This is a genomic window from Haloarchaeobius pelagicus (genome assembly GCF_051207375.1).
Taxonomy (GTDB): Archaea; Halobacteriota; Halobacteria; order Halobacteriales; family Natrialbaceae; genus Haloarchaeobius.
On the sequence record NZ_JBPJZD010000001.1, the window covers coordinates 1,973,307 to 1,992,562 of the forward strand.

The following is a 19,256-nucleotide window of genomic DNA, read 5'->3' on the forward strand; positions in this document are numbered from 1 at the left end:
GCCGGGTATCAGGACATCTCGGTCGGCGTGACGTCGAACCGCTTGAGGAACCGCTGCACCCCCTCGTCGGACCCGACGATGGTTATCCGTTCGTCCCCGGTGAACTGCCACTGGGGGTCGACCGCCACCGTCTCTCCCTCACCGTCTTCGATGGCGATGACGCGACACCCGGTCTGCTCGTAGATACTCGACTCCATCAGGGTCGACCCGGCGAGCGGGGTGGCCGGCACACGGACGAGACGGACCTGGCTCGCCGGCGCGAGCACGTCCTCGCCACGTATCTCCTTGGCGACCATCCTGGCGCTCACCCGCGGAACCGACAGGACGTAGTCGGCACCGGCGGTGAACGCCTTCTGCGTGGTGTCGGCATCGCTCACACGAACGAGCACCTCTATCTCCGGGTTGAGTGACTGTGCCAGCACCGTCGCGAGGAGCGCTACCGAATCGTCGGGGACGCCGATGATGATGGCCCCGGCGTCCTCGATGCCCGCCTCTCGCAAGACCTCTCGCGAGCCGCCGTCGCCCACCACGTCAACCTCGGGCCGGTCTTCGATATCGACTGTCACGACCTGTCCGCCCGCTTCCTGGATGACCGTCCTCGCGGCGTGACCAACCTCCCCCAACCCGACGAGGACGAAGCGCTCGTGTTCCGTGAACGCGCGAGGGGGCCGGGTGAACTCGCTCAGTTCCTTGAGCGCGCTCTCCTTTCCCGACACCAGCAGGACAGTGTTCGGACGGACGACGGCGTCCGGGCTCGGCGGTAACTGCAACTCGCCGTCGATCCAGGCCCCGACGATGGTCGCCCCCGTTCGCTCCCTGACCCGGGTCTCCCTGATTTTGCGACCGACCAGTTCGCTCGAGTCCGAGACCGGGAGCTCCATCAGTTTCGTGTCCCCGCCGATCTCGATGGTGTCCCTGAGTTCGGAACTGAACGAGGCGACGGCCTTCTCGGCGAGGCGATGGCCGAGCACACCGTGTGGTGACAGCACGGTGTCCGCGCCGACGTCGCGCAGTATGTCCGTCATAGAGCTGTCGTCGGTCAGTGCGATGAGGTCGATGTCGGGTCTGGCCGACCGCACGGTGAGTATCGTGTTGACGTTCGCGTCCCCCGCGTCGGTGATGACGGCCCGTGCGGTGTCGATACTCGCCCGTTCGAACGTCTCTGCCTCCTGCGGGGAGCCGTCGATCACCGCGTAGCCCTGGTTCGAGAGCGCCTCGGCGTTCTCTCTGGAGGAGGAGATGAGCACGTAATCGATATCGAGTCCCCTGAGTTCGTCCAGGAGGACCGCAGAGTCCCGGCGGTACTCACAGATGATGACGTGGCCGTTCTTCGAGCTGAGCCGGTCGTCGAGATTTATCTCTGCACCGGTGAACAGTGGAATGATGATGAGGCGAAGCGTGAAAAAGCCCGTCGCGATGCCCGATATCTGTATCATGGCGACGAACAGGAACATCATAGGGTGGCTCCAGATGTCCGAGTCCTGCCCGTAGCCGGTGGTCGTCATCGTCTGGATGACGAACTCGAACGACGCGAAGATGGACTGTTCGACGCCTTCCACCCGTGCCATCGCAAAGTTGTACGCCACCGTGTAGAACAGGATGAGCATCACCAGACCGGTGAAGTAGTAGATTACGTGTCTGATACGCCGGCTCGGTTTCAGTGTGCGGAGCGGCTCTGGGAGCGAGACCATCGTCGGATACTGCATTATTGCATCGAACCGAGAAAAAGGCATACACGTCTTCCCTGCTCTCCGGTCAGTGCCAAGAGCTCGGTCTCTTGCGGTGACGACGTCATCCCCGGCAGGTCAGGAACTTTGGAAGGCGAAAGCAGGGAACGAGGGAACCGGAGCAACCTACAAATAAAGTACCTTTGCCGCGGACCCACTGGTATGGCTGACAAGGAGATAGACGACGTGGATAGAGCGATTCTCTATGCACTGCAGGAAGATGCCCGAAACATGTCGTCCGGAGATATCGCCGAACGAACCGGGACCTCGGACAGTACCGTCCGCAAGCGCATCTCGCGTCTCGAATCCGAGGGCATCATCAAAGGATACAGCGCCAGCATCGACTATCAGCAGTCGGGCTATCCGCTTCGAATGATGCTCTATTGCACCGCGTCGATACCCAGACGTGGTGAACTCGTCCCCGAGATACTGAAGATCGACGGCGTCGTGTCGGTTCAGGAACTGGTCACCGGCGAACAGAACCTCCTCGTGACTGCCGTTGGCGAGTCAGACGGCGACATCACGCCCGTGGCACAGGAACTGCTCGATATGGGACTCAACGTCACCGACGAAGTCCTCGTTCGGAGCCACGAGACGACGCCGTTCGGGAAATTCGATTCCGGCGGGCGCACGGAGACCGACCAATAATCGAAGACGTGTCAGCCGTCCGCGCGCGATGGCGTCGGACGACTGCCCGACGAGGACGAGTACTGCGTGCACCGCCGTACCCACGTATCGGACCAGATTGGTCTGGTATCTCCGGAAGGAATCCCGAACAATTCGGTAAGAATCTCTCTATTCGCGACCGAACTGTCCCCAAACATCGATAGCTGGTACTGCCGCGCGCGAACAGCAGAAGACTGCCCGTGGATGAACGGGACGCGGCTCGACTCTGTTCTCTCGTGTTCCATGCGCAGTTGCCCACCCGCACGGTGTGAGAAACCATAACGTTCTATAATCAAGTATTATGCGAACAATTTGTGAAAATGAGTAGATTTAATAGTCAATCTGTTCACCGTTCGGGTGAAGACGACTGATACTGGTATACCGATTCGTCTCGGTTGCCAGGAGGAGTCGTTACGGTGGACAAACGATGTCAGGACAAACCTCGAAGAGGACGGTCGGAGCACTCCCGGACACGACGGTCGACTCGCCGCTCGTGCCCGTCGCATTCACGTGGCTCGTGTGGTCGCTGTTCGCCGCGAGTATCGCTGCACTCGCCGCCCGAGCCCAGTTCGGTGGCGCGTGGGAGGTTCCTGGCGTGGTCGCCATCGACGGGCTGACCGTCCTGATGTGGGTGGTCGTCACCTTCTTCAGTGGTATCGTCCACAGCTACTCGCGCCGCTACATGGCGGGGAGCGACCACGAGACTGAGTTCTTCGGCACCGTGTTCGGTTTCACCCTGGTCGTGATGGGACTCGTCGCGGCCGACAGCATCGCCCTGTTCGGGTTCCTGTGGCTGGCGATGGGCCTGTTGATGGCGAAACTCATCGGCACCGCCACCGGCTGGAAACAGGCACAGGCGGCGGCGACGGTCGGCCGCCGGTACTTCCTCGCCAGCAGCGTCCTCCTCGGTGTCGCGCTGACGACGCTGTGGTGGGCGACCGGGGCGACGACCGTCTCCGGTCTCGCCACGGCGTCCGGGACGCTCGGGGGGCCGCTGTGGCTCGTCGCCGCGTGTGCCCTCGTGCTCGCCGCGATGATCCAGTCTGCGCTCTTCCCGTTCCACACCTGGCTCCTCTCCTCGATGACCGCACCGACGCCGGCGTCGGCACTGATGCACGCCGGGTTCGTCAACGCAGGCGGAATCCTGCTCCTCCGTTTCGCGCCGGTCATCACCGCCGACCCCGGTCTCATGCTCGTGGTCGCCGGCGTCGGCGCGGCCAGCGCGTTACTCGGAAAGCTCCTCAAATCCGTCCAGTCGGACGTCAAGAGCAAACTGGCCTGTTCGACGGTTGGGCAGATGGGATTCATGATACTGCAGGCCGGCCTCGGCTTCTTCGGGGCCGCCATCACCCACCTCGTGTTACACGGGTTCTACAAAGCCTACCAGTTCCTCGGCGCGGGCGCACAGGTCGAACACGCCAGCCCGACGGGGACGCCCCGGAACACGACGAGCGTGGTCGGTGTCGCCGTCACGCTCCTGACCGGACTCGCCGGGGGCGCACTGTTCGCGGCGCTGACGGGGAAGGGGACGAAACTCGACACCGGGCTCCTGCTCGTCCTGTTCGTGGTCCTCACCACGCTGCATGCGGCCCGTAGCGTGGTCCAGCACGCCTCGCTCCCGGCGATGGTCCGCTACGGCGCGGTCCCGCTGGTCTTCCTCCCGGCCATCACCGTCTACGCCCTCGTCTACGAGACGATCCTGGGACTCCTGACCGGGCTCCCCGTCGTCACTGCGCCGACCGACCTGACCGTGCTCCACGTCATCGTGGCCGTCGTCTTCCTCGCCATCTACGGCGCCATGGAGACCGGCATCCACGAACGCAGCCAGCGTCTCTACGTGCTGCTCGTGAACGCGAGTCAACCCCCATCCAGCACCGTGCTGACAACCAAGGAGGACTACAATGAACACTGAAACCACCATCCAGAACAGCATCGAGAAAGCAGCGACCACCGTCGGGTCGGTGTGGCCGCTCCACTCCTTCGTCACGGCCAACCCCCTCTCGGGGTTCGAACACCTGCCGTTCGGCGAGGCGGTGACCCAGGCGAGCCACCTGCTGGGTGGTCGCGGCTATCCGAATCCGGCGGCGTTCCAGGCAGCGCTCGACGCCGGCCAGATCGACCCCGAGCTACTCGACTCGGAGCTCGAAGCACGCGGGTTCGAGGACGACCCGGAGACGCTGCTTGCGCGTATGGACACCACCGCCGATTCGGCTGACCCGGACACCGCCACCGAGCAGGTCGACCACGTGCTGACGAAGTGGCTGTCCTCCTTCCTCGACGAGGGCTGTGCGCAGTGGTCGATGCCGAACCGCGAGGCCGGGTTCTACACCGCGTTCCGGGACGTCGCTGCACACGACGGTGACGTCCCCGACGAGTGCGCCGCCCCAGCGCTGCCCGAGACGCCACTCGAAGCCATCGAAGCCGTGCTGGAACCGTACCCGGAGAGCCAGTGGGTCCCCATCTTCGAGAAACAACTGGCCGCGCTCCCCGGCTGGGCCGGCTTCATCAAGCAGCGCGCCGAGAAGGAGGACGTCTGGCAGTCGACCCACCCGATCACGCTTGCGGGTTATCTCGCGGTCCGCCTCTCGCTGCTCGAGAGCTTCGGTGCCGACATCGACCCCGCGACCGGTCCCGAGAGCACCGACGCGGACTCCGCCGACGAACTCGCGGAAGCGTTCCTGAACGCCTGGGAGGCAAGTTACCGGACCGAACTCGTCGAGAGCGTCGCCGCCGAGAGCCAGTCCCTCGACGAGCGCGAGTCCGCAGGCCGCCCGGACGCCCAGCTGGTCTTCTGTATCGACACCCGGTCGGAGGTCATCCGCCGGCACATCGAGGCCACGGGCGACTACGAAACCCACGGCTACGCCGGCTTCTTCGGCATCCCGATGGAGTACCAGGGATACGACTCCGAGGTGTCGGTCGATGCCTGTCCGCCGATTCTCGAGCCAGAGCACCACGTTTGCGAGATTCCAACCGACAGAGACACGCAGGCGACCCACGACCGGTGGTCGAGCATCCGCGAGGCCGCGAGCGGAGTCGTCAAGACGCTGAAATCGAACCCTGCCACCGCCTTCGGCTTCGTGGAGAACGCTGGCAGTGGATACGGGCTGGCGCTCGCGGCCCGCACGCTCGTTCCCGGCCGCGTCGCCGACCTGTTCGACACTGCCGACGACGCGGTGCCCGACTCTCACGAGTTCTGTGACCAGGTCGTCCACCACCAGTACACCTACGCCGGCGATCTCCCGGTCGGGCTGACCGCCGAGGAGAAAGTCGAGTACGCCGCCACCGCCTTCGAACTGATGGGCTGGGACGAGTTCAGCCGCCTCGTGGTCTTCACCGGCCACGCCAGTGAGACGACGAACAACCCGTACGATTCGAGTCTGGACTGTGGTGCCTGTGCCGGCAATCCGGGCGGTCCGAATGCCCGTGTCCTCGCGGCGATCTGTAACGACCAGGACGTCAAGACGGCGCTCCGTGACCGCGGCTTCGACATCCCCGACGACACCGTCTTCGTCGCCGGCGAGCACAACACGACGACCGACGAGGTCCAGCTGTACGACCACGACGTGCCGGAGAGCCACACTGCCGACATCGAGCAGTTGCGTGCTGACCTCGCCACCGCTCGCGAGAACGCGGCCGCCGAACGGACAGCGTCGATGGACGCTGCCGAATCGAAGGGTGTCAGCGAGACCAAGCGCAGGGCCGCCGACTGGGCCGAGACGCGTCCCGAATGGGGACTGGCTGGCAACGCTGGCTTCGTCATCGGGCCCCGCGAACTGACCAGCAATCTCGACCTCGACGGCCGCGCCTTCCTCCACTCGTACGACTGGTCGACCGACCCCGACGGCGACGCACTCGAAGCCATCTTCGCGGGCCCGCTGGTCGTCACCCAGTGGATCAACACCCAGTACTACTTCTCGACCGTCGACAACGCCGTCTACGGGAGCGGGTCAAAGGTGACCCAGAACCCGGTCGGAAACGTCGGCGTCTACCAGGGCAACGGGGGCGACCTGATGACCGGCCTCCCGCTCCAGTCGCTGATGGCTGCCGACGACGAACTGCACCATCAGCCCCTCCGCCTCTCGACGGTCGTCCACGCTCCAGTCGAGCGTGTCACCGATATTCTGGCCGATAACGGCGAGATCACCCAGCTACTGGACAACGGCTGGTTCTCGATGACGGTCGTCGACCCGACGCAGCGCCATCGTGCGTTCCACTATGAGGAGAACCTGGAGTGGACGCCGGTGTCCGAACAGCTCGAGGCGCAGCCAGCGAGAGTCGCCCCGACGGCTGTCGCAGACGACTAAGCTCCGGTCCGTCTTCGCAGTGGACACCCGTGGCTGAACTGTTCTGATGCATTCGTTGAACGGTAGCTGAGGGCTACGGACGCCTCTTGGCGATAACAGAATGTACGCCCGGAACACTAACGACCGGTATCATCCCTTGGCGGCGTGCCGCGTCAACCGGGAAACCCTCGTGCCGGGCGGGCAGGACTGCCACTGCTGCCGAGGTTCCGAATCGACCGAAGCCGACTCGGCTGGCCGCGTACTGCGACCGGCGAGTTCGATATCGCGTACCTGGGTTCTCCGCTTCGTCATCGCTGCCGAAATGGGTCCGCTCGGAGCGGGGACTTGTGGCACGCACCCGGGAGTAGCCGGCCACCGGGGTAAGGTCTTGCGACTCGACGCAGGCCGACCCCGTCACATCGTATTGGCTCAGACCGCGCCGGGGATGTGTTTGTACTCCCAGTCGTCGGTGTAGGCGCGGTAGAGCCGGGTTCGCATCGTCTCGTTCTTGAGCAGTCCGGCGAGCAGTTTCGGGTGGCGGGCGAGGCGCAGGAACGCCTTCTTCGGGTTGCGGTCGACCTCCTCCACGTCGATGCCGGAGACGGCGTCCATGACGCCACCCAGGAGGTCCGGGCGACCGTCTTCGAGGGCACCGCGGACGATGTAGGCGAGGCGGTACTCGTTCCGGAGTCGCCTGTAGAGGTGGTTCGGGTAGTCGACGAGCTTGTTCTCGGCGGCGAGTTTCGCCATCAGATACGAGGACTCGACGGCCTGGGAGATGCCCTTGCCGGTGAAGCGGTTCGCGATACCGGCGGCGTCGCCGACCCGAACCACGCGCTTCTCGGGGAGGTAGGTCCGCCGGGGGTCGAGCGAGGGGCCGCGCGGGATGGTGTAGACGTTGGCCTGCTCGCGGGTGGGGACCGGCCAGTCGTTGCGCTCGCAGGCGCGCTCGAAGGCTTCCATGTAGTCGCCGGGCTTCTTGTCCTGGGCCCAGCCGATGCCGACGTTGGCTCTCGTCTTCGACTTCGGGAAGGCCCACGAGTAGCCCAGGTAGTTCTCGAAGATGATGAGGGAGTCGGGGTAGAGGTCCGAGAAGTCGCCCTCCACGTCGGCGTTGAGGGCGGTCATCGCCCCGGCGTACTCGCCCGTCTCGCCCTCGACCTTGCTGGCCATCGAGGGCTGGCCGGTCGCGTCGACCACGAGGTCGTGGTCGTGCTGGAGCGACTCGAACTCGGCCTTCGTGACGCCGTGGTTCTCGACCACGTCGACGCCCCGGTCGGCGAGCTGTTCGGCCCACGTTCGCTCGACGAGGTTGCGGTCGGTCACGTAGCCGTGCTCGGAGGGGAACCGACCCTTGCCAGCCAGCTGGCGGTCATCGGTGTCGCCGGTGTATACTTCGACGTCGAAGGCGGGCGTGTGGTTCGCGAAGCCGTTCTGGCGGGTCTTCGCCATCGGGAGCATCGAGACGTTCGTCATCGCCTCACCACAGTTCACGCGCTTTGCGTCGTAGGACTGGCGCTCGTAGAGGGTCACGTCGTAGTTCAGTGTCCGCAGGGCGTGGGCGGCGGCGAGCCCGGCCATCGCCCCGCCGACGACCGCCGCAGAAGTCCCCGAACGGTCGAGCCGGTCGGGGAGCCGATAGGTGCCGAGGTACGAGAGGAACGGGTCCGTCTCGGCGTCGGGTCGAGTCATACCCGGGTCTTCGACTGCCAGCACAAAAACACGTCGTCAGGCGTCGGTGCCTGCCGGGGAATCGAATGCCGTCAGACCGTGTAGTCGTCTTCGGTGAGCTTGACGTAGCCGTTCTTGCGGAGCGAGCGCTTCGTGCGCTTGTACTTCGCGAGCAGCTTCATGCCGGAGAGTCCACCCGAGAGGCGGCTCTTGATGAGCGAGCCGTCGCTCCCGTCGCTGATGAGCTTGTTCGTCATCTCGAAGGTACGGTCCCACTCGTCGGGACCGTACTCCGCGACGATGTCCGCGAAGGTGACGTTGCGCAGGAGCTCGTCACCGATGGTGTTGCGCCAGACCTCGTTGTACCGGTCGAGCGAGTCGACGGCCGCGAGCCGGCCCGCGATTTTACCGGTTCGGCAGGCGACGTGGTAGCCGCCCTCGTGGAACGCCGAGGTGGTGCCCATCGCACCGCCGGCGACCGCGATACCGGCTCCGGTCGGGGACTCGATGGGCTTGGTCGAGGAGATGGGGTATGTCTCGGTCCCACCGGACTTGCCGCGTTCCTCGACGAGCGGGAAGTCCTCCTCGATGTCGTACTCGTCGCCGTACTCGATCTCCAGCAGTCGGCGGATGTACTCGCCGGCGCGGGGGAGCGACTCGTCCTCGGGGTCGAGCAGACGGTAGCCGTCGGGGTCCTCGACGTCGTCGAGCGTCATCCCGATGGGCATCGTCAGGCCGATTCGGGCGACGTTGCCGTCGTTCGGGAATATCCACGGGTAGGCGGTCTCGCCGGGCATCCAGCCCCACCAGAACTTGAGGTGGGTCTCCTCGAACACCTCCTCGGGCACCTCACGGTGCTCCTGGTAGGCGATGTGGTTCGCCGTCGGCGGGCTCATCACGTCGGAGACGCTCTTGCCCTCGGGCATGAACTGGTCGAGCGTCGGGATGGTGACGGTCCGCTGGGGGCCGTCCGCCAGCACGAGGTAGCGTGCCTCGACGTCCTCGCCGTCGGCCAGGTGGACGGTGTGGCGGTACTCCGAATCGAGGTCGGAATCGACGCTCTTGACCGAGACACCGACCTCGTAGCTCGCGCCCTCTTCCTCGGCCTGCTCGCGGAGCCAGTCGTCCATCCGGGCCCGCTGGAAGGTGTAGCCGAACCGGTCGTAGGAGGAGTCGATGCCGGTGCTGCGGAGGGTCGTCGTCTCGGTCGGGCCGACGAAGTCGACCGCGTCGAGTTCCTGCAGGACGATGCCCTCGGGGAACTCGTCGGGGTCGAAGTCCATGATGTCCACCCAGTAGTCGAGCATGCCCGCCGCGTCCGTCGAGTCTGGCCCGAGGCCCTCTCGGTCGGCTCGCGGCACGCCCTTCTCGAGGACGAGGGCGTCCGCACCGTGATAGGCCGCTTCCATGGCGGCACATGTGCCCGCCGGCCCGCCGCCGACGATGGCCACGTCAACGCGCTTCATACCTCGTTCCCTCTCGGCAGTCCCAAATAAAGCCCCCGAACCGCCTCGGCGGCTTTTTGTCGCTGCCCTGCACACTCCGGACCATGAGTGATTACGAGCACGTCGCCGTCGAGCGGACCGACGGGGTCGGCCGAATCGTCATCGACCGCCCGGAGAAGTACAACTCGCTGTCCCCCGACACCGCCGCAGACCTCCGCGCCGCCGCGGACGACCTCGCCGACGACGACGTAGTCCGCTGCATCACCCTCACCGGTGCTGGCCCCGCGTTCTGCACCGGTGCGGACCTCACCACCTTCGAAGGTGACTCCTCCGACTCGCGCCGCCTCGACCGCCTCGCGGGCCGGCTCCACGGGGCCGTCGAAGCCCTCGCGACCGCCCCCAAACCGACCATCACGGCGGTCAACGGGGTCGCCGCCGGTGGCGGCCTCGGCCTCGCGCTCGCGGCCGACGTGGTGCTCGCCCACGAGGACTCACGGTTCGAGTTCACCTACCCCCGCATCGGGCTCTCGGGCGACGGCGGCTCCACCTGGTTCCTTCCTCGACTGGTCGGCTACCGGAAGGCGCGCGAGATCGCCCTGCTGGACGAGCCGATTCCGGCGGCGCAGGCCGTCCAGGACGGTCTCGCCACCGAGGTCGTCGCGGACGACGACTGGCCGGACCGCGTGGACGAGGTCGCCACCGACCTCGCGACTGGCCCGACGAAGGCCTTCGGGACGGTCAAGCGCCTGCTGAGCAAGTCCGGCGAACGGAACCTCTCGGCACAGCTCTCGGCCGAGAAGGACGCCATCTCGCGGCTCGCGAACTCGGGCGACTACGAGCGCGGGTACGCGGCCTTCTTCGGCGACGAAGAGGCCGAGTTCGAGGGGAACTGAGTTCGGGAGCCCGGGTCAATAGATCGCCACGTCCCAGAACCATTCCATCACCGTCCTCTTGCCGTGGCCGCCGTCGTTACCCGCACCGCTGGGCTTCGCGTTCACGTCCTCTCCGGACGACTCGAACGTCGTCGTACCGTCGTCCACCGTCACCATCGCGGGCACCTCGATTCGCGCGTCGTCGGTCACGCCGACATCAGCCGTCCGGACCATCCCCGCACTCGTCACCAGCAACACGAACACGAGCACCTTCGCGAGGGTCCGTGGTTTGTTCGTCAGGACGGGCAATTCCTCGGCCGTCACCGACCGAACCGGCGCGGCCTCGGCAGGCGCGAGTCGACACACCGTCGGGGAGACGGTGTACTCGAAGAACGCGAGGTGGAACGCACGGGTGTACGCTGCGACGATACCACCGACGACGACGAAGACGAATCCCGCCATCGGAATCGCCATCGGACCCGCCGGGAGCGCCTCGACCGTGAGCCAGAACACCACCGCGAACGCCACGGTCGGGGGGAAGACGCCGACCGCATACCGGAGGAGTCCCTCGGGACGGACCAGCGCGAAGCGAAGGCTGGTCATCCAGGCCCGGCTCGGACGCTCGTTGGCGAACAGCGAGACGGTGTCGAAGAAGCGAATCGGCAGGCCGCCGGCGACGTGTGCGCCCGCGACGACGAGCAGCGCGACCATGCCGTAATCGACCGGGTCGAACCAGGGCAACGAGAGCGGGGTGTGATAGCTGAGGAACTGGAGGGGTGTGAGTACGATGAACAGGAGGCCGAAGACGACGAGCGAGGAGAGGACGGTTGCGAGGAGGATGCCGACGAGGTGCCAGACCGACGCCGCGAGGAGTTTGAGGTAGTACACCCGTACTGCAGAGAGCGCGTGCCGGGCCTCGTCTGCGAGGTCATTGGCGCGTGTGCCGTAGACGAGCGTCTCGCGCCCGAGGTGGTAGATGGCCGCCAGCGGTGCCGGAGCGAGCAGCGCCCAGACCGCCGAGCCCGCCGCGATGCCCGCCGCGAGCGCGCCCATACTGCCGACGATGTCGGCCGCGATGCGTGTCGGGGTGAGCGAGAGTCCGAACGCGGTCGCGACGGTCCAGCCGACGAACACGGCGATCCCCTGTGCGACCGCCAGCCCGAACCCACCCAGCAGCACCGCCGGCCGTCGATTCACGACCGTGATGGCTCGTCTGGCGGTGCGAAACATACCCATGCCAAAGGAGTAGTCTATTATAAACGATTTGGCAGCCAACAGGTTCGTTCGTGATTCGTTCCGGCAAACCCCGCCACATCCCGTAACCCGTTAGCCACCGGCACCCGTTCGGTCAGCCATGAGCGAGGCCCCAGCCGTCCTTGTGCTTCGAAAAGGAGCCCACGGCATCCCCATCGAACAGTACGCCGCGGCACTCCGCGACCGACTGCCGGACCACGAGGTCACCCTCGCCCGGACGCCGAAACAGGAGCGCGAGTACATCGAGGACGCCGAGATCGTCACCGGCATGTGGTTGACCGACGAGTTGCTCGACCGCGCCGAGAACCTGCAACTGTTCGCCTGCGCCTACGCCGGGACCGGCCACCTGCCGCGCGACCGCCTCGCCGAGATGGGCGTTACCCTGACCAACGCCTCTGGCGTCCACGGCCCGAACATCGGCGAGCACGTTCTCGGTGCCATCCTCACGTTCTCCCGGCGGTTCCACGAGGGCTTCCGTCGACAGCGCCGGAACGAGTGGCGAAGCTACGAGACCCACGAGCTGAAGGACTCGACGGTCACCCTCGTCGGCCTCGGTGCGCTCGGGCAAGCCACCGCGAAGCGCCTCGAAGGCTTCGAGGTCGAGACCGTCGGCGTGCGCTACTCGCCCGAGAAGGGCGGCCCGACCGACGAGGTCATCGGCTTCGATGAGGACGCGCTCCACGACGCGCTGGCCCGGACGGACTACCTCGTGCTGGCGTGCCCCCTCACGGAGCTGACCGAGGGACTCGTCGGCACCTCCGAACTCGTCACGCTCCCGCCGAACGCGGTGGTCGTCAACGTCGCCCGCGGGGCCGTCGTCGACACCGACGCGCTCCTGACCGCGCTCCAGAGCAACTGGATTCGCGGCGCGTCCCTTGACGTGACCGACCCCGAGCCCCTGCCGTCGGACCACGAACTCTGGGACCTCGGGAACGTCCAGATAACGCCGCACAACGCCGGGCACACGCCGAAGTACTACGAGCGACTGGCAGACATCGTGGCCTCGAACGTCCGCCACGTCACCGAGACCGGCGAGTACGAGGGACTGGAGAACCAGGTGCAGGGGTAGCGACGCTGTCGGACGATTCTTGACACGAGGGGACCAACACACGGGACATGCCCCAGCAGACGACGGACTGGCGGCCGCCGGGTCCCCGCGGTCTCCCCCTCATCGGCAGTACCCTCGACTTCCAGCGCGACGCCTTCACCTTCCGGACGAAGGTCGCCCGGACCTACGGCCCGGTGGCGAGTTTCGACGTCCTCACCGAGACGTTCTACCTCCTGACCGGTCCCGAACACATCGAGCGGGTGCTCGTCCACGAGAACGAGAAGTTCATCAAGGGAGATATCTTCCAGACCCTGCTCTCGCCGGTGGTCGGCCAGGGCTTGCTCACCAGCGAGGGCGAGCAGTGGCGCAAACAGCGCCACCGCATCCAGCCCGCCTTCCGGCCAGACGCCCTGAACCACTACGCGGACATCATGGTCGAGGAGACCGAGGAGGAACTGGCGACGTGGACCCCCGGCGAGGTCCGGAACGTCCACGAGGATATGCTGGCGCTGACCGGCGAGATCGTCGCCCGGTCGCTGTTCGGCGTGGACGTGAGCGACCGCACCGAGGTCGTCGCCGAGGCGCTCGACGTGGTGATGGGCTACGCGGAATCGCTCTCCTCGTCGATGGTGCCGAACTGGGTGCCGACCCCGGGGAAGCGACGATTCGACGAGGCCATGGAGATTCTCGACGCTGTCGTCGCCGACATCATCGAGGAGCGCCGGGCTGACCCCGGCGACGACGTCATCTCGGCGCTCCTCGCGGCCGAGGACGAGGACGGCCGGACGATGAGCGACGACCAGCTCCGCGACGAGGTGATGACGCTGTTCCTCGCCGGCCACGAGACGACCGCGCTCTCGCTCTCGTTCACCCTGTTCGTGCTCGCCCAGCACCCCGGCATCGAGGAACGGCTCGTGACGGAGCTCGACGACACGCTCGACGGCGCGACCCCGACCGTGGCCGACCTCGGGGACCTGCCGTACCTCGAACGCGTCGTGAAGGAGTCGATGCGGCTCTACCCGCCGGTCCACGCCATCATCCGGGAACCCACCGAGGACGTGGTGTTCGACGGCTACAGGGTTCCGGCCGGGTCGCCCATCTCGATGCCCCAGTGGACCGTCCACCGCGACCCCGCGCACTACGACGACCCGATGGCGTTCCAGCCCGACCGCTGGACCGACGACTTCGAGGCCGAGTTACCGCGATACGCCTACTTCCCGTTCGGAGGCGGGCCCCGCCGGTGCATCGGCGACCGCTTCGCCATGATGGAGGCGCGACTCGTGCTGGCGCGTATCCTGCAGTCGTACCACCTCGAACTCGTCTCGGACCCGTCGCTGGACCTCGGCGCCAGCATCACGACGCGACCGACCTCGCCCATCGAGATGCGGGTCCACGAACGATAACGCGTCGAAGGAAAAACGAGGACCGGGCTACAGGTAGCCTTCCGAGAGCAGCAGTTCGCCGTTCAGGACGCTCGCGCCGGCCGCACCGCGGATGGTGTTGTGCGAGAGGCAGTTGTACTGCAGGCCGAGTTCGGTCTGCTTGAACCCGCCTGCGGCGACCGCCATGCCGCCACCGAGGGTCCGGTCGAGACGCGGCTGCGGTCGCTCGGGCTCCTCGAAGACGTGGATGAGGGGCTCGGGCGAGGAGGGCAGGTCGAGGCTCGGGTACGCTTCCATGGCCTCGGCGGCGTCCTCGGGCGTGAGTTCCTCGGCGGTGCCGACGAAGACGTTCTCCAGGTGGCCGTCCAGCGTCGGGATGCGGTTACACGAGGCGGCCACGTCGAAGCCCTCGAGTTCGAAGCTCGCGCCGTCGAACGACCCCAGCAGCTTGCGGGACTCGGTCTCCAGCTTGTCCTCCTCGCCGCCGATGTAGGGGATGGCGTTGTCGATGATCTCCATCGAGGTGACGCCGTCGTAGCCCGCGCCGGAGACGGCCTGCAGCGTCGAGACGTGGACGGTCTCGATGTCGTGACCGGCGTCCGCGAGCGCGGCGAGCGTCGGGACGAACGTGATGGTCGAGCAGTTCGGGTTCTTCACGAGTGCGCCGTCCCAGCCGCGCTCCTCGCGCTGGACCTCCAGCATGTCGAGGTGGTCCGCATTGACCTCGGGGATGATGAGGGGGACGTCCTCGGCCATCCGGGCGTTCGAGGAGTTCGAGGAGACGACGTAGCCGGCCTCACAGAAGGCGGGCTCGACGGCCTCGCCGACCGAGGAGGGGAGCGAAGAGAACAGGAGGTCGACGTCGTCGGGAACCTCGTCGGGGTCGGTCGCGGTGACGGTCTGTTCGGCGACGCTCTCCGGAATCGGGGAGTCGACCCGCCACTTCGCGGCCTCGCGGTAGGTCTTTCCGGCGCTGGATTCGCTGGCCGTGAGCGCGGCGATTTCGAAGTCGTCGTGCGGTTCGAGAAGCTGGATGAGTCGCTGTCCTACGGCACCGGTCGCGCCGAGGACGCCAACGCGGACAGTCATTGTTAGACGGGAAAACCCCGCCGCAGCAAAACCCTTCGGGTGGGGTCAGCGTTTGCTGGGGTCGTCACCGGAATCGCGACCACGACACCCAGCCGCAACTGGTATAGGCGTTGCATCGGAAGGTTCAGTAGACAGATGAGCCCTGCTGCCGCGGGGCAGTCGGCTCGTCACGAGGATCCCCATGGCTGACATACCCTTCACTTCCGACGGGACGACCGAGGACGGCTCCGACGAGGAGGGCTCGTTCCCGATGCACCGCCGCGAACTCCTCCTCTCCGGTGCCTCGTACGCGACCATCGGTATCGCCGGTCCCAAGACCCACCTCGTCTCACTCGCGCAGGTTCGCCGGGCTGCCCGGGCCGCGAAGTCGAAAGAGGTAGCCGATGCCGTGGTCCGGACCGCCCGCGTCAAGGGGAACCCGGTCGCCGCTGCTGCCGCCTCGAACGCGGTGTCGTCCGCAGTGCTGGAACAGCGAAGAGAGGCCGCAGAGGCCCTGAAAGAGGGTGCCGAGTCGGACCCTGACGATGCAGCAACCACCAGCGAGGAGACCACGGACGTGGCGGACGACGCCGAAACAGAGACGGCTACCGACACCGACGTAGAAGCAGAAACCGACCGCGACACCGCCGACGAACAGTCGGCTACCGACACCGACGTAGAAGCAGAAACCGACCGCGACACCGCCGACGAACAGTCGGCTACCGACCACTCCGTCGAGTAAATCAAAGGAGACTCCGGTCCTGAACTGCGACCCTCGTTCTCACGAGTTACACCCCCTGTAGCGCCGTTCTCACCAGCGGTGGTGGACGAACTCGCGGACTCGCTCGTCGTACACGTCCTCGACCAGTCGCCGGTCCTCGGGCGACGGGGCCGGCAGGCTGGCCGCAGAGACGTTGTCGGCGATGTGCGCCGGCGAGGTCGACCCCGGAATCACGGTCGACACCGCGTCGAACGAGAGGATCCATCGGAGCACGAACTGCGCCATCGTCGCGTTCGCCGGCACCGCCGGGCGCAGTTGCTCGGCCGCCTCGACACCCTCGGCCAGTGGGACGCCCGCGAACGTCTCGCCGATGTCGAACGCCTCGCCCTCGCGGTTGAAGTTCCGGTGGTCGTTCTCCGGGAACTCGGCGTCCGCGTCGAGCTTCCCGGTGAGAAGTCCGGAGGCGAGCGGGACCCGGACGATGACGCCCACGTCTTCCGCCTGGGCCGCCTCGAAGAACCGCCCGGCTGGGCGCTGGCGGAACGGGTTGAAGATTATCTGGACGGTCTCCACGCCGGGGTACTCGATGGCCTTCATCGCCTCCTCGACGCGCTCGACCGAGACGCCATAGTGGGCGATCTTGCCCTCGTCCTTCAGTGCGTCCATGGCCGCGAACGTCTCGGGCTGGTAGTACGCATCGGTCGGCGGGCAGTGCAACTGGACGAGGTCGAGCGTGTCGACGCCCAGGTTCTCGCGGCTCCGGTCGACGAACCGTTCGAGGTTCTCCCGGTTGTACCGGTCCGCCGTGTGCGGGTCGAGTCGGCGGCCCGCCTTCGTCGCCACGAAGGGTTCCTCCTCGCGCTCGTCGAGCACCTCACGGATGAGGCGTTCGCTCCGGCCGTCGCCGTACACGTCGGCCGTGTCGAGGAACGTGATTCCCTCGTCGAGTGCAGCGCGAACCGCTGCCTTGCCGTCTTCCTCGGACACGTCGCCCCACGCCCCGCCGATCTGCCAGCAGCCGAGGCCGACCTCTGTCACCTGTGCGCCCGTCGAACCGAGTCGTCGGTCGTTCATGCGAGGGGCGACGAGCGTCCCCCGGAAAGGGATTCGGGTCGGGGCAGGCGAGCGGTCGATGGCCGTCGTGCCGAATCGATGCGGACCGAGGCAGCCCCGGACGAGTCGAACGCCCGCGAGAGGTGTCGCGGCCGGGGACACGAGACCGGCAGGCTCTCCGGGTCGACAGCGATGGTCGTCCGCCTGGATTCGACTGGGCGGAAAGAGTTCGCCAGACGCTATCCGCCCGGAGACGAACAGACGGACCGCTACTGCGACCGCTCTCGGACGTGAGTCACCGGGGAGAAGACGATCAGTGCTGCAGAAGCCGCGTTACTGCTGTTCGGTCGCGCCCTTCTTGCGCGTGACGTAGCCGGCGATCCGGTTTCGCACGCCCTTGGACTCGATGTTCGTGAGCTTGGAAACGCTCTTCTTGTTCGTCTCGAAGTCCGTTGTGAACGCCTTCGGGTACCGTTCGAGCAGGATTGCACCCGTCTTCTTGACGTAGTCGGGTTTGATTGCCATACCCGCTGATTCTTCGGTCGGCCCCTAAAAGGATTCGTTCTGTGTCTTCCAGTCCGTGAGTGTCGCGATTCGGTCCATCGCTTCGCGCTCGCGCTCGCCGCCGCAGCGGTCGACCACGGCCTCGAAGTACGAGAGTCGCTGGCGGAGCGTCGTGCTGTCGTATGTCGGCACGTCCAGCCGGGAGGCCGCGACCGTCGCCTCGATGACGGCCCCGAACGCTCGATTGATGGGAACGACGGACTCGCGCTCGACCGCGGCCTCGATGGGATGGAGTTCCCACTCGGCCCAGTCGGTCGTCCCGTCGTCGCCGGTAGTCACGAGTTCCACGTCGACCCGGGCCCAGGCGTCGGCACTGTCGAGCACCGGCTCGTCGAGCTCGAAGACGTTCAGCGCGGCCTCGGTGAAGTGGACCGGGTCACGGGTGAACTGCACGACGGCTTCGCCCCGGCGGTCGAAGTTGATTCGGGTCCGGGTGCGGCCCCACGTCCTGGCGGTCACGGGGTCACCCGAATGCAGGCCGAGGGCCGCGAGGTTCCAGCGGCCGTTCGGCCCCTCGGTCGCGACGACGGATTCGGTGACGCCGTGGAGGTCGACCGGCCAGTCCACGCCGCCCGCCGGGCCAGTCACACGACCACCTCGTCGCGTTCGAGCGCGACGAACGTCCCCGCGGCGACGATGTCTGCGGTCGTGCCGGGGTTCAACCCTCGGTCGACCAGGTCGTCGCCGAAGGCGTCGATGGCGCCCGTCTCAGCCCCACCGGCCAGCAGTTCGGCGGCCCGCGAGGCGACCTCCTCCGCGACCGCTCTCCCGTGCTGTTTCGCAACGAGCGAGTCGGGGTAGTCGGCCAGCTGGGTGAGGAACGCGTCGGCGATCCGGTCCAGCACTGGTCCGTCTCCGTCCGCAATCTGGTCGGCAACGGCGAACGTCCGCGGGAACCCGTCGGTCCATTCGACCGCGTTGTCGTCCTCGGGGGCGCTCATCGCCATGAGGTCGGCAAGCGTCAGCCCCCGCTCCTCGACGGCCGGAATCGCGTCGCTCCCCCGGCGTGCGTCGAGGTCGCCGGCGTCCGCGGGCGGGTCGTCGACGAACACGTCGACGTGGTCGAACGCCCGGTAGAACCCGGCTGCGTCGGCGACCGTGGTCGACTCGACGACCGACGCGACACCTTCGGGACTCAGGTCGCCCTCGCCCGCCGCACGAACCAGCGGGACGAGCAGCAACAGCGCGCCGAACTGGGTGTTCCCACCGCGCTGGTCGGCCATCCCCGCGACCGCCGTCTCGAACGCCTCGCCGACCGGGGTACCGGCGGCGGCGGCTCCCAGCCCCTCGCTCGCGCCGACGGCACCCGCGAGGAAGTGCTCGAACCGGAGGTCGGGGAAGTCGCGATGCCGGTCCACGTTCCCCGGCTTCGGGGTCCCCGCCACCTCCAGCAAGAGAGCGAGTTCCGCGTTCTGTGCTGGTGTTCGCATGGCTGACGGTTGGCCGTCCGCCGTGAAGAATCACGCGCCACCGGAGAACGCACTGCCAGCATCCCCCAT

The 19,256-nt window shown here is 66.6% G+C and carries 17 protein-coding genes; 8 read left to right on the forward strand and 9 right to left on the reverse strand.

What is annotated here, in order from left to right; all coding sequences use genetic code 11:
- Positions 1-8: 8 nt before the first annotated feature.
- Positions 9-1,691 carry a potassium channel family protein gene (locus ACSC1S_RS10430; RefSeq protein ID WP_435364605.1) on the reverse strand — a complete coding sequence of 561 codons (1,683 nt, stop codon included), beginning with the start codon at positions 1,689-1,691 and terminating at the stop codon, positions 9-11.
- A gap of 198 nt (positions 1,692-1,889) precedes the next feature.
- On the opposite strand from ACSC1S_RS10430, the gene ACSC1S_RS10435 reads away from it, so the two are divergent.
- The 3 genes from ACSC1S_RS10435 to ACSC1S_RS10445 all read left to right on the forward strand — a co-directional run bounded on the left by ACSC1S_RS10435 (position 1,890) and on the right by ACSC1S_RS10445 (position 6,700).
- Positions 1,890-2,375 carry an Lrp/AsnC family transcriptional regulator gene (locus ACSC1S_RS10435; protein ID WP_435364233.1) on the forward strand — a complete coding sequence of 162 codons (486 nt, stop codon included), beginning with the start codon at positions 1,890-1,892 and terminating at the stop codon, positions 2,373-2,375.
- A 445-nt stretch (positions 2,376-2,820) separates the two neighbouring features.
- Positions 2,821-4,305, forward strand: a complete 1,485-nt coding sequence (locus tag ACSC1S_RS10440) for a proton-conducting transporter transmembrane domain-containing protein (RefSeq protein ID WP_435364234.1) — start codon at positions 2,821-2,823, stop codon at positions 4,303-4,305.
- Positions 4,295-6,700 carry a DUF2309 domain-containing protein gene (locus tag ACSC1S_RS10445; RefSeq protein WP_435364235.1) on the forward strand — a complete coding sequence of 802 codons (2,406 nt, stop codon included), beginning with the start codon at positions 4,295-4,297 and terminating at the stop codon, positions 6,698-6,700. The genes ACSC1S_RS10440 and ACSC1S_RS10445 overlap by 11 nt, the downstream gene beginning before the upstream one ends.
- Before the next feature lie 408 nt (positions 6,701-7,108).
- On the opposite strand, the gene ACSC1S_RS10450 is transcribed toward ACSC1S_RS10445, so the two are convergent.
- Both ACSC1S_RS10450 and ACSC1S_RS10455 read right to left on the reverse strand, forming a co-directional pair.
- Complete coding sequence (locus ACSC1S_RS10450) at positions 7,109-8,371, reverse strand: NAD(P)/FAD-dependent oxidoreductase (RefSeq protein ID WP_435364236.1); 1,263 nt, start codon at positions 8,369-8,371, stop codon at positions 7,109-7,111.
- A 71-nt stretch (positions 8,372-8,442) separates the two neighbouring features.
- A complete protein-coding gene (locus ACSC1S_RS10455; protein ID WP_435364237.1) occupies positions 8,443-9,816 on the reverse strand; it encodes an NAD(P)/FAD-dependent oxidoreductase in 1,374 nt (457 codons plus the stop codon).
- A gap of 83 nt (positions 9,817-9,899) precedes the next feature.
- Between ACSC1S_RS10455 and ACSC1S_RS10460 the strand changes: the two genes are divergently transcribed.
- Complete coding sequence (locus ACSC1S_RS10460) at positions 9,900-10,688, forward strand: enoyl-CoA hydratase/isomerase family protein (protein WP_435364238.1); 789 nt, start codon at positions 9,900-9,902, stop codon at positions 10,686-10,688.
- A 15-nt stretch (positions 10,689-10,703) separates the two neighbouring features.
- On the opposite strand, the gene ACSC1S_RS10465 is transcribed toward ACSC1S_RS10460, so the two are convergent.
- Positions 10,704-11,897 (reverse strand): hypothetical protein, encoded by a 1,194-nt coding sequence (locus tag ACSC1S_RS10465; protein ID WP_435364239.1) that lies wholly within the window; start codon positions 11,895-11,897, stop codon positions 10,704-10,706.
- Between the two features lie 124 nt (positions 11,898-12,021).
- Between ACSC1S_RS10465 and ACSC1S_RS10470 the strand changes: the two genes are divergently transcribed.
- Positions 12,022-12,990, forward strand: a complete 969-nt coding sequence (locus ACSC1S_RS10470; protein WP_435364240.1) for a D-2-hydroxyacid dehydrogenase — start codon at positions 12,022-12,024, stop codon at positions 12,988-12,990.
- A 47-nt stretch (positions 12,991-13,037) separates the two neighbouring features.
- Positions 13,038-14,372, forward strand: coding sequence for a cytochrome P450 (locus tag ACSC1S_RS10475; RefSeq protein WP_435364241.1), 1,335 nt, complete (start codon positions 13,038-13,040; stop codon positions 14,370-14,372).
- A 27-nt stretch (positions 14,373-14,399) separates the two neighbouring features.
- Here ACSC1S_RS10475 and asd read toward each other — a convergent pair whose 3' ends face one another.
- Positions 14,400-15,440: an aspartate-semialdehyde dehydrogenase gene (gene asd, locus ACSC1S_RS10480; RefSeq protein WP_435364242.1), complete on the reverse strand. Its 1,041-nt coding sequence runs from the start codon at positions 15,438-15,440 to the stop codon at positions 14,400-14,402.
- Positions 15,441-15,621: 181 nt separating this feature from the next.
- Between asd and ACSC1S_RS10485 the strand changes: the two genes are divergently transcribed.
- Positions 15,622-16,161, forward strand: coding sequence for a hypothetical protein (locus tag ACSC1S_RS10485; protein WP_435364243.1), 540 nt, complete (start codon positions 15,622-15,624; stop codon positions 16,159-16,161).
- 69 nt (positions 16,162-16,230) lie between these two features.
- On the opposite strand, the gene ACSC1S_RS10490 is transcribed toward ACSC1S_RS10485, so the two are convergent.
- Complete coding sequence (locus ACSC1S_RS10490) at positions 16,231-17,214, reverse strand: aldo/keto reductase (protein ID WP_435364244.1); 984 nt, start codon at positions 17,212-17,214, stop codon at positions 16,231-16,233.
- 78 nt (positions 17,215-17,292) lie between these two features.
- Here ACSC1S_RS10490 and ACSC1S_RS10495 point away from each other — a divergent pair, with 78 nt between their 5' ends.
- Entirely contained in the window at positions 17,293-17,487 is a 195-nt protein-coding gene (locus ACSC1S_RS10495; protein ID WP_435364245.1) for a hypothetical protein, read from the forward strand.
- A gap of 39 nt (positions 17,488-17,526) precedes the next feature.
- Here the strand turns inward: ACSC1S_RS10495 and ACSC1S_RS10500 are convergent, their stop codons facing one another.
- Genes ACSC1S_RS10500 through ACSC1S_RS10510 form a run of 3 tightly spaced genes read right to left on the reverse strand, consistent with a single transcriptional unit; the run spans position 17,527 to position 19,187 of the window.
- Entirely contained in the window at positions 17,527-17,718 is a 192-nt protein-coding gene (locus ACSC1S_RS10500; protein WP_261651799.1) for a 30S ribosomal protein S17e, read from the reverse strand.
- A 24-nt stretch (positions 17,719-17,742) separates the two neighbouring features.
- The gene (locus ACSC1S_RS10505; RefSeq protein ID WP_435364246.1) at positions 17,743-18,345 is read right to left on the reverse strand and encodes a DUF447 domain-containing protein; all 603 of its coding nucleotides are present in this window, start codon (positions 18,343-18,345) and stop codon (positions 17,743-17,745) included.
- Positions 18,342-19,187 carry a triphosphoribosyl-dephospho-CoA synthase gene (locus tag ACSC1S_RS10510; protein ID WP_435364247.1) on the reverse strand — a complete coding sequence of 282 codons (846 nt, stop codon included), beginning with the start codon at positions 19,185-19,187 and terminating at the stop codon, positions 18,342-18,344. The genes ACSC1S_RS10505 and ACSC1S_RS10510 overlap by 4 nt, the downstream gene beginning before the upstream one ends.
- Positions 19,188-19,256: the final 69 nt, after the last annotated feature.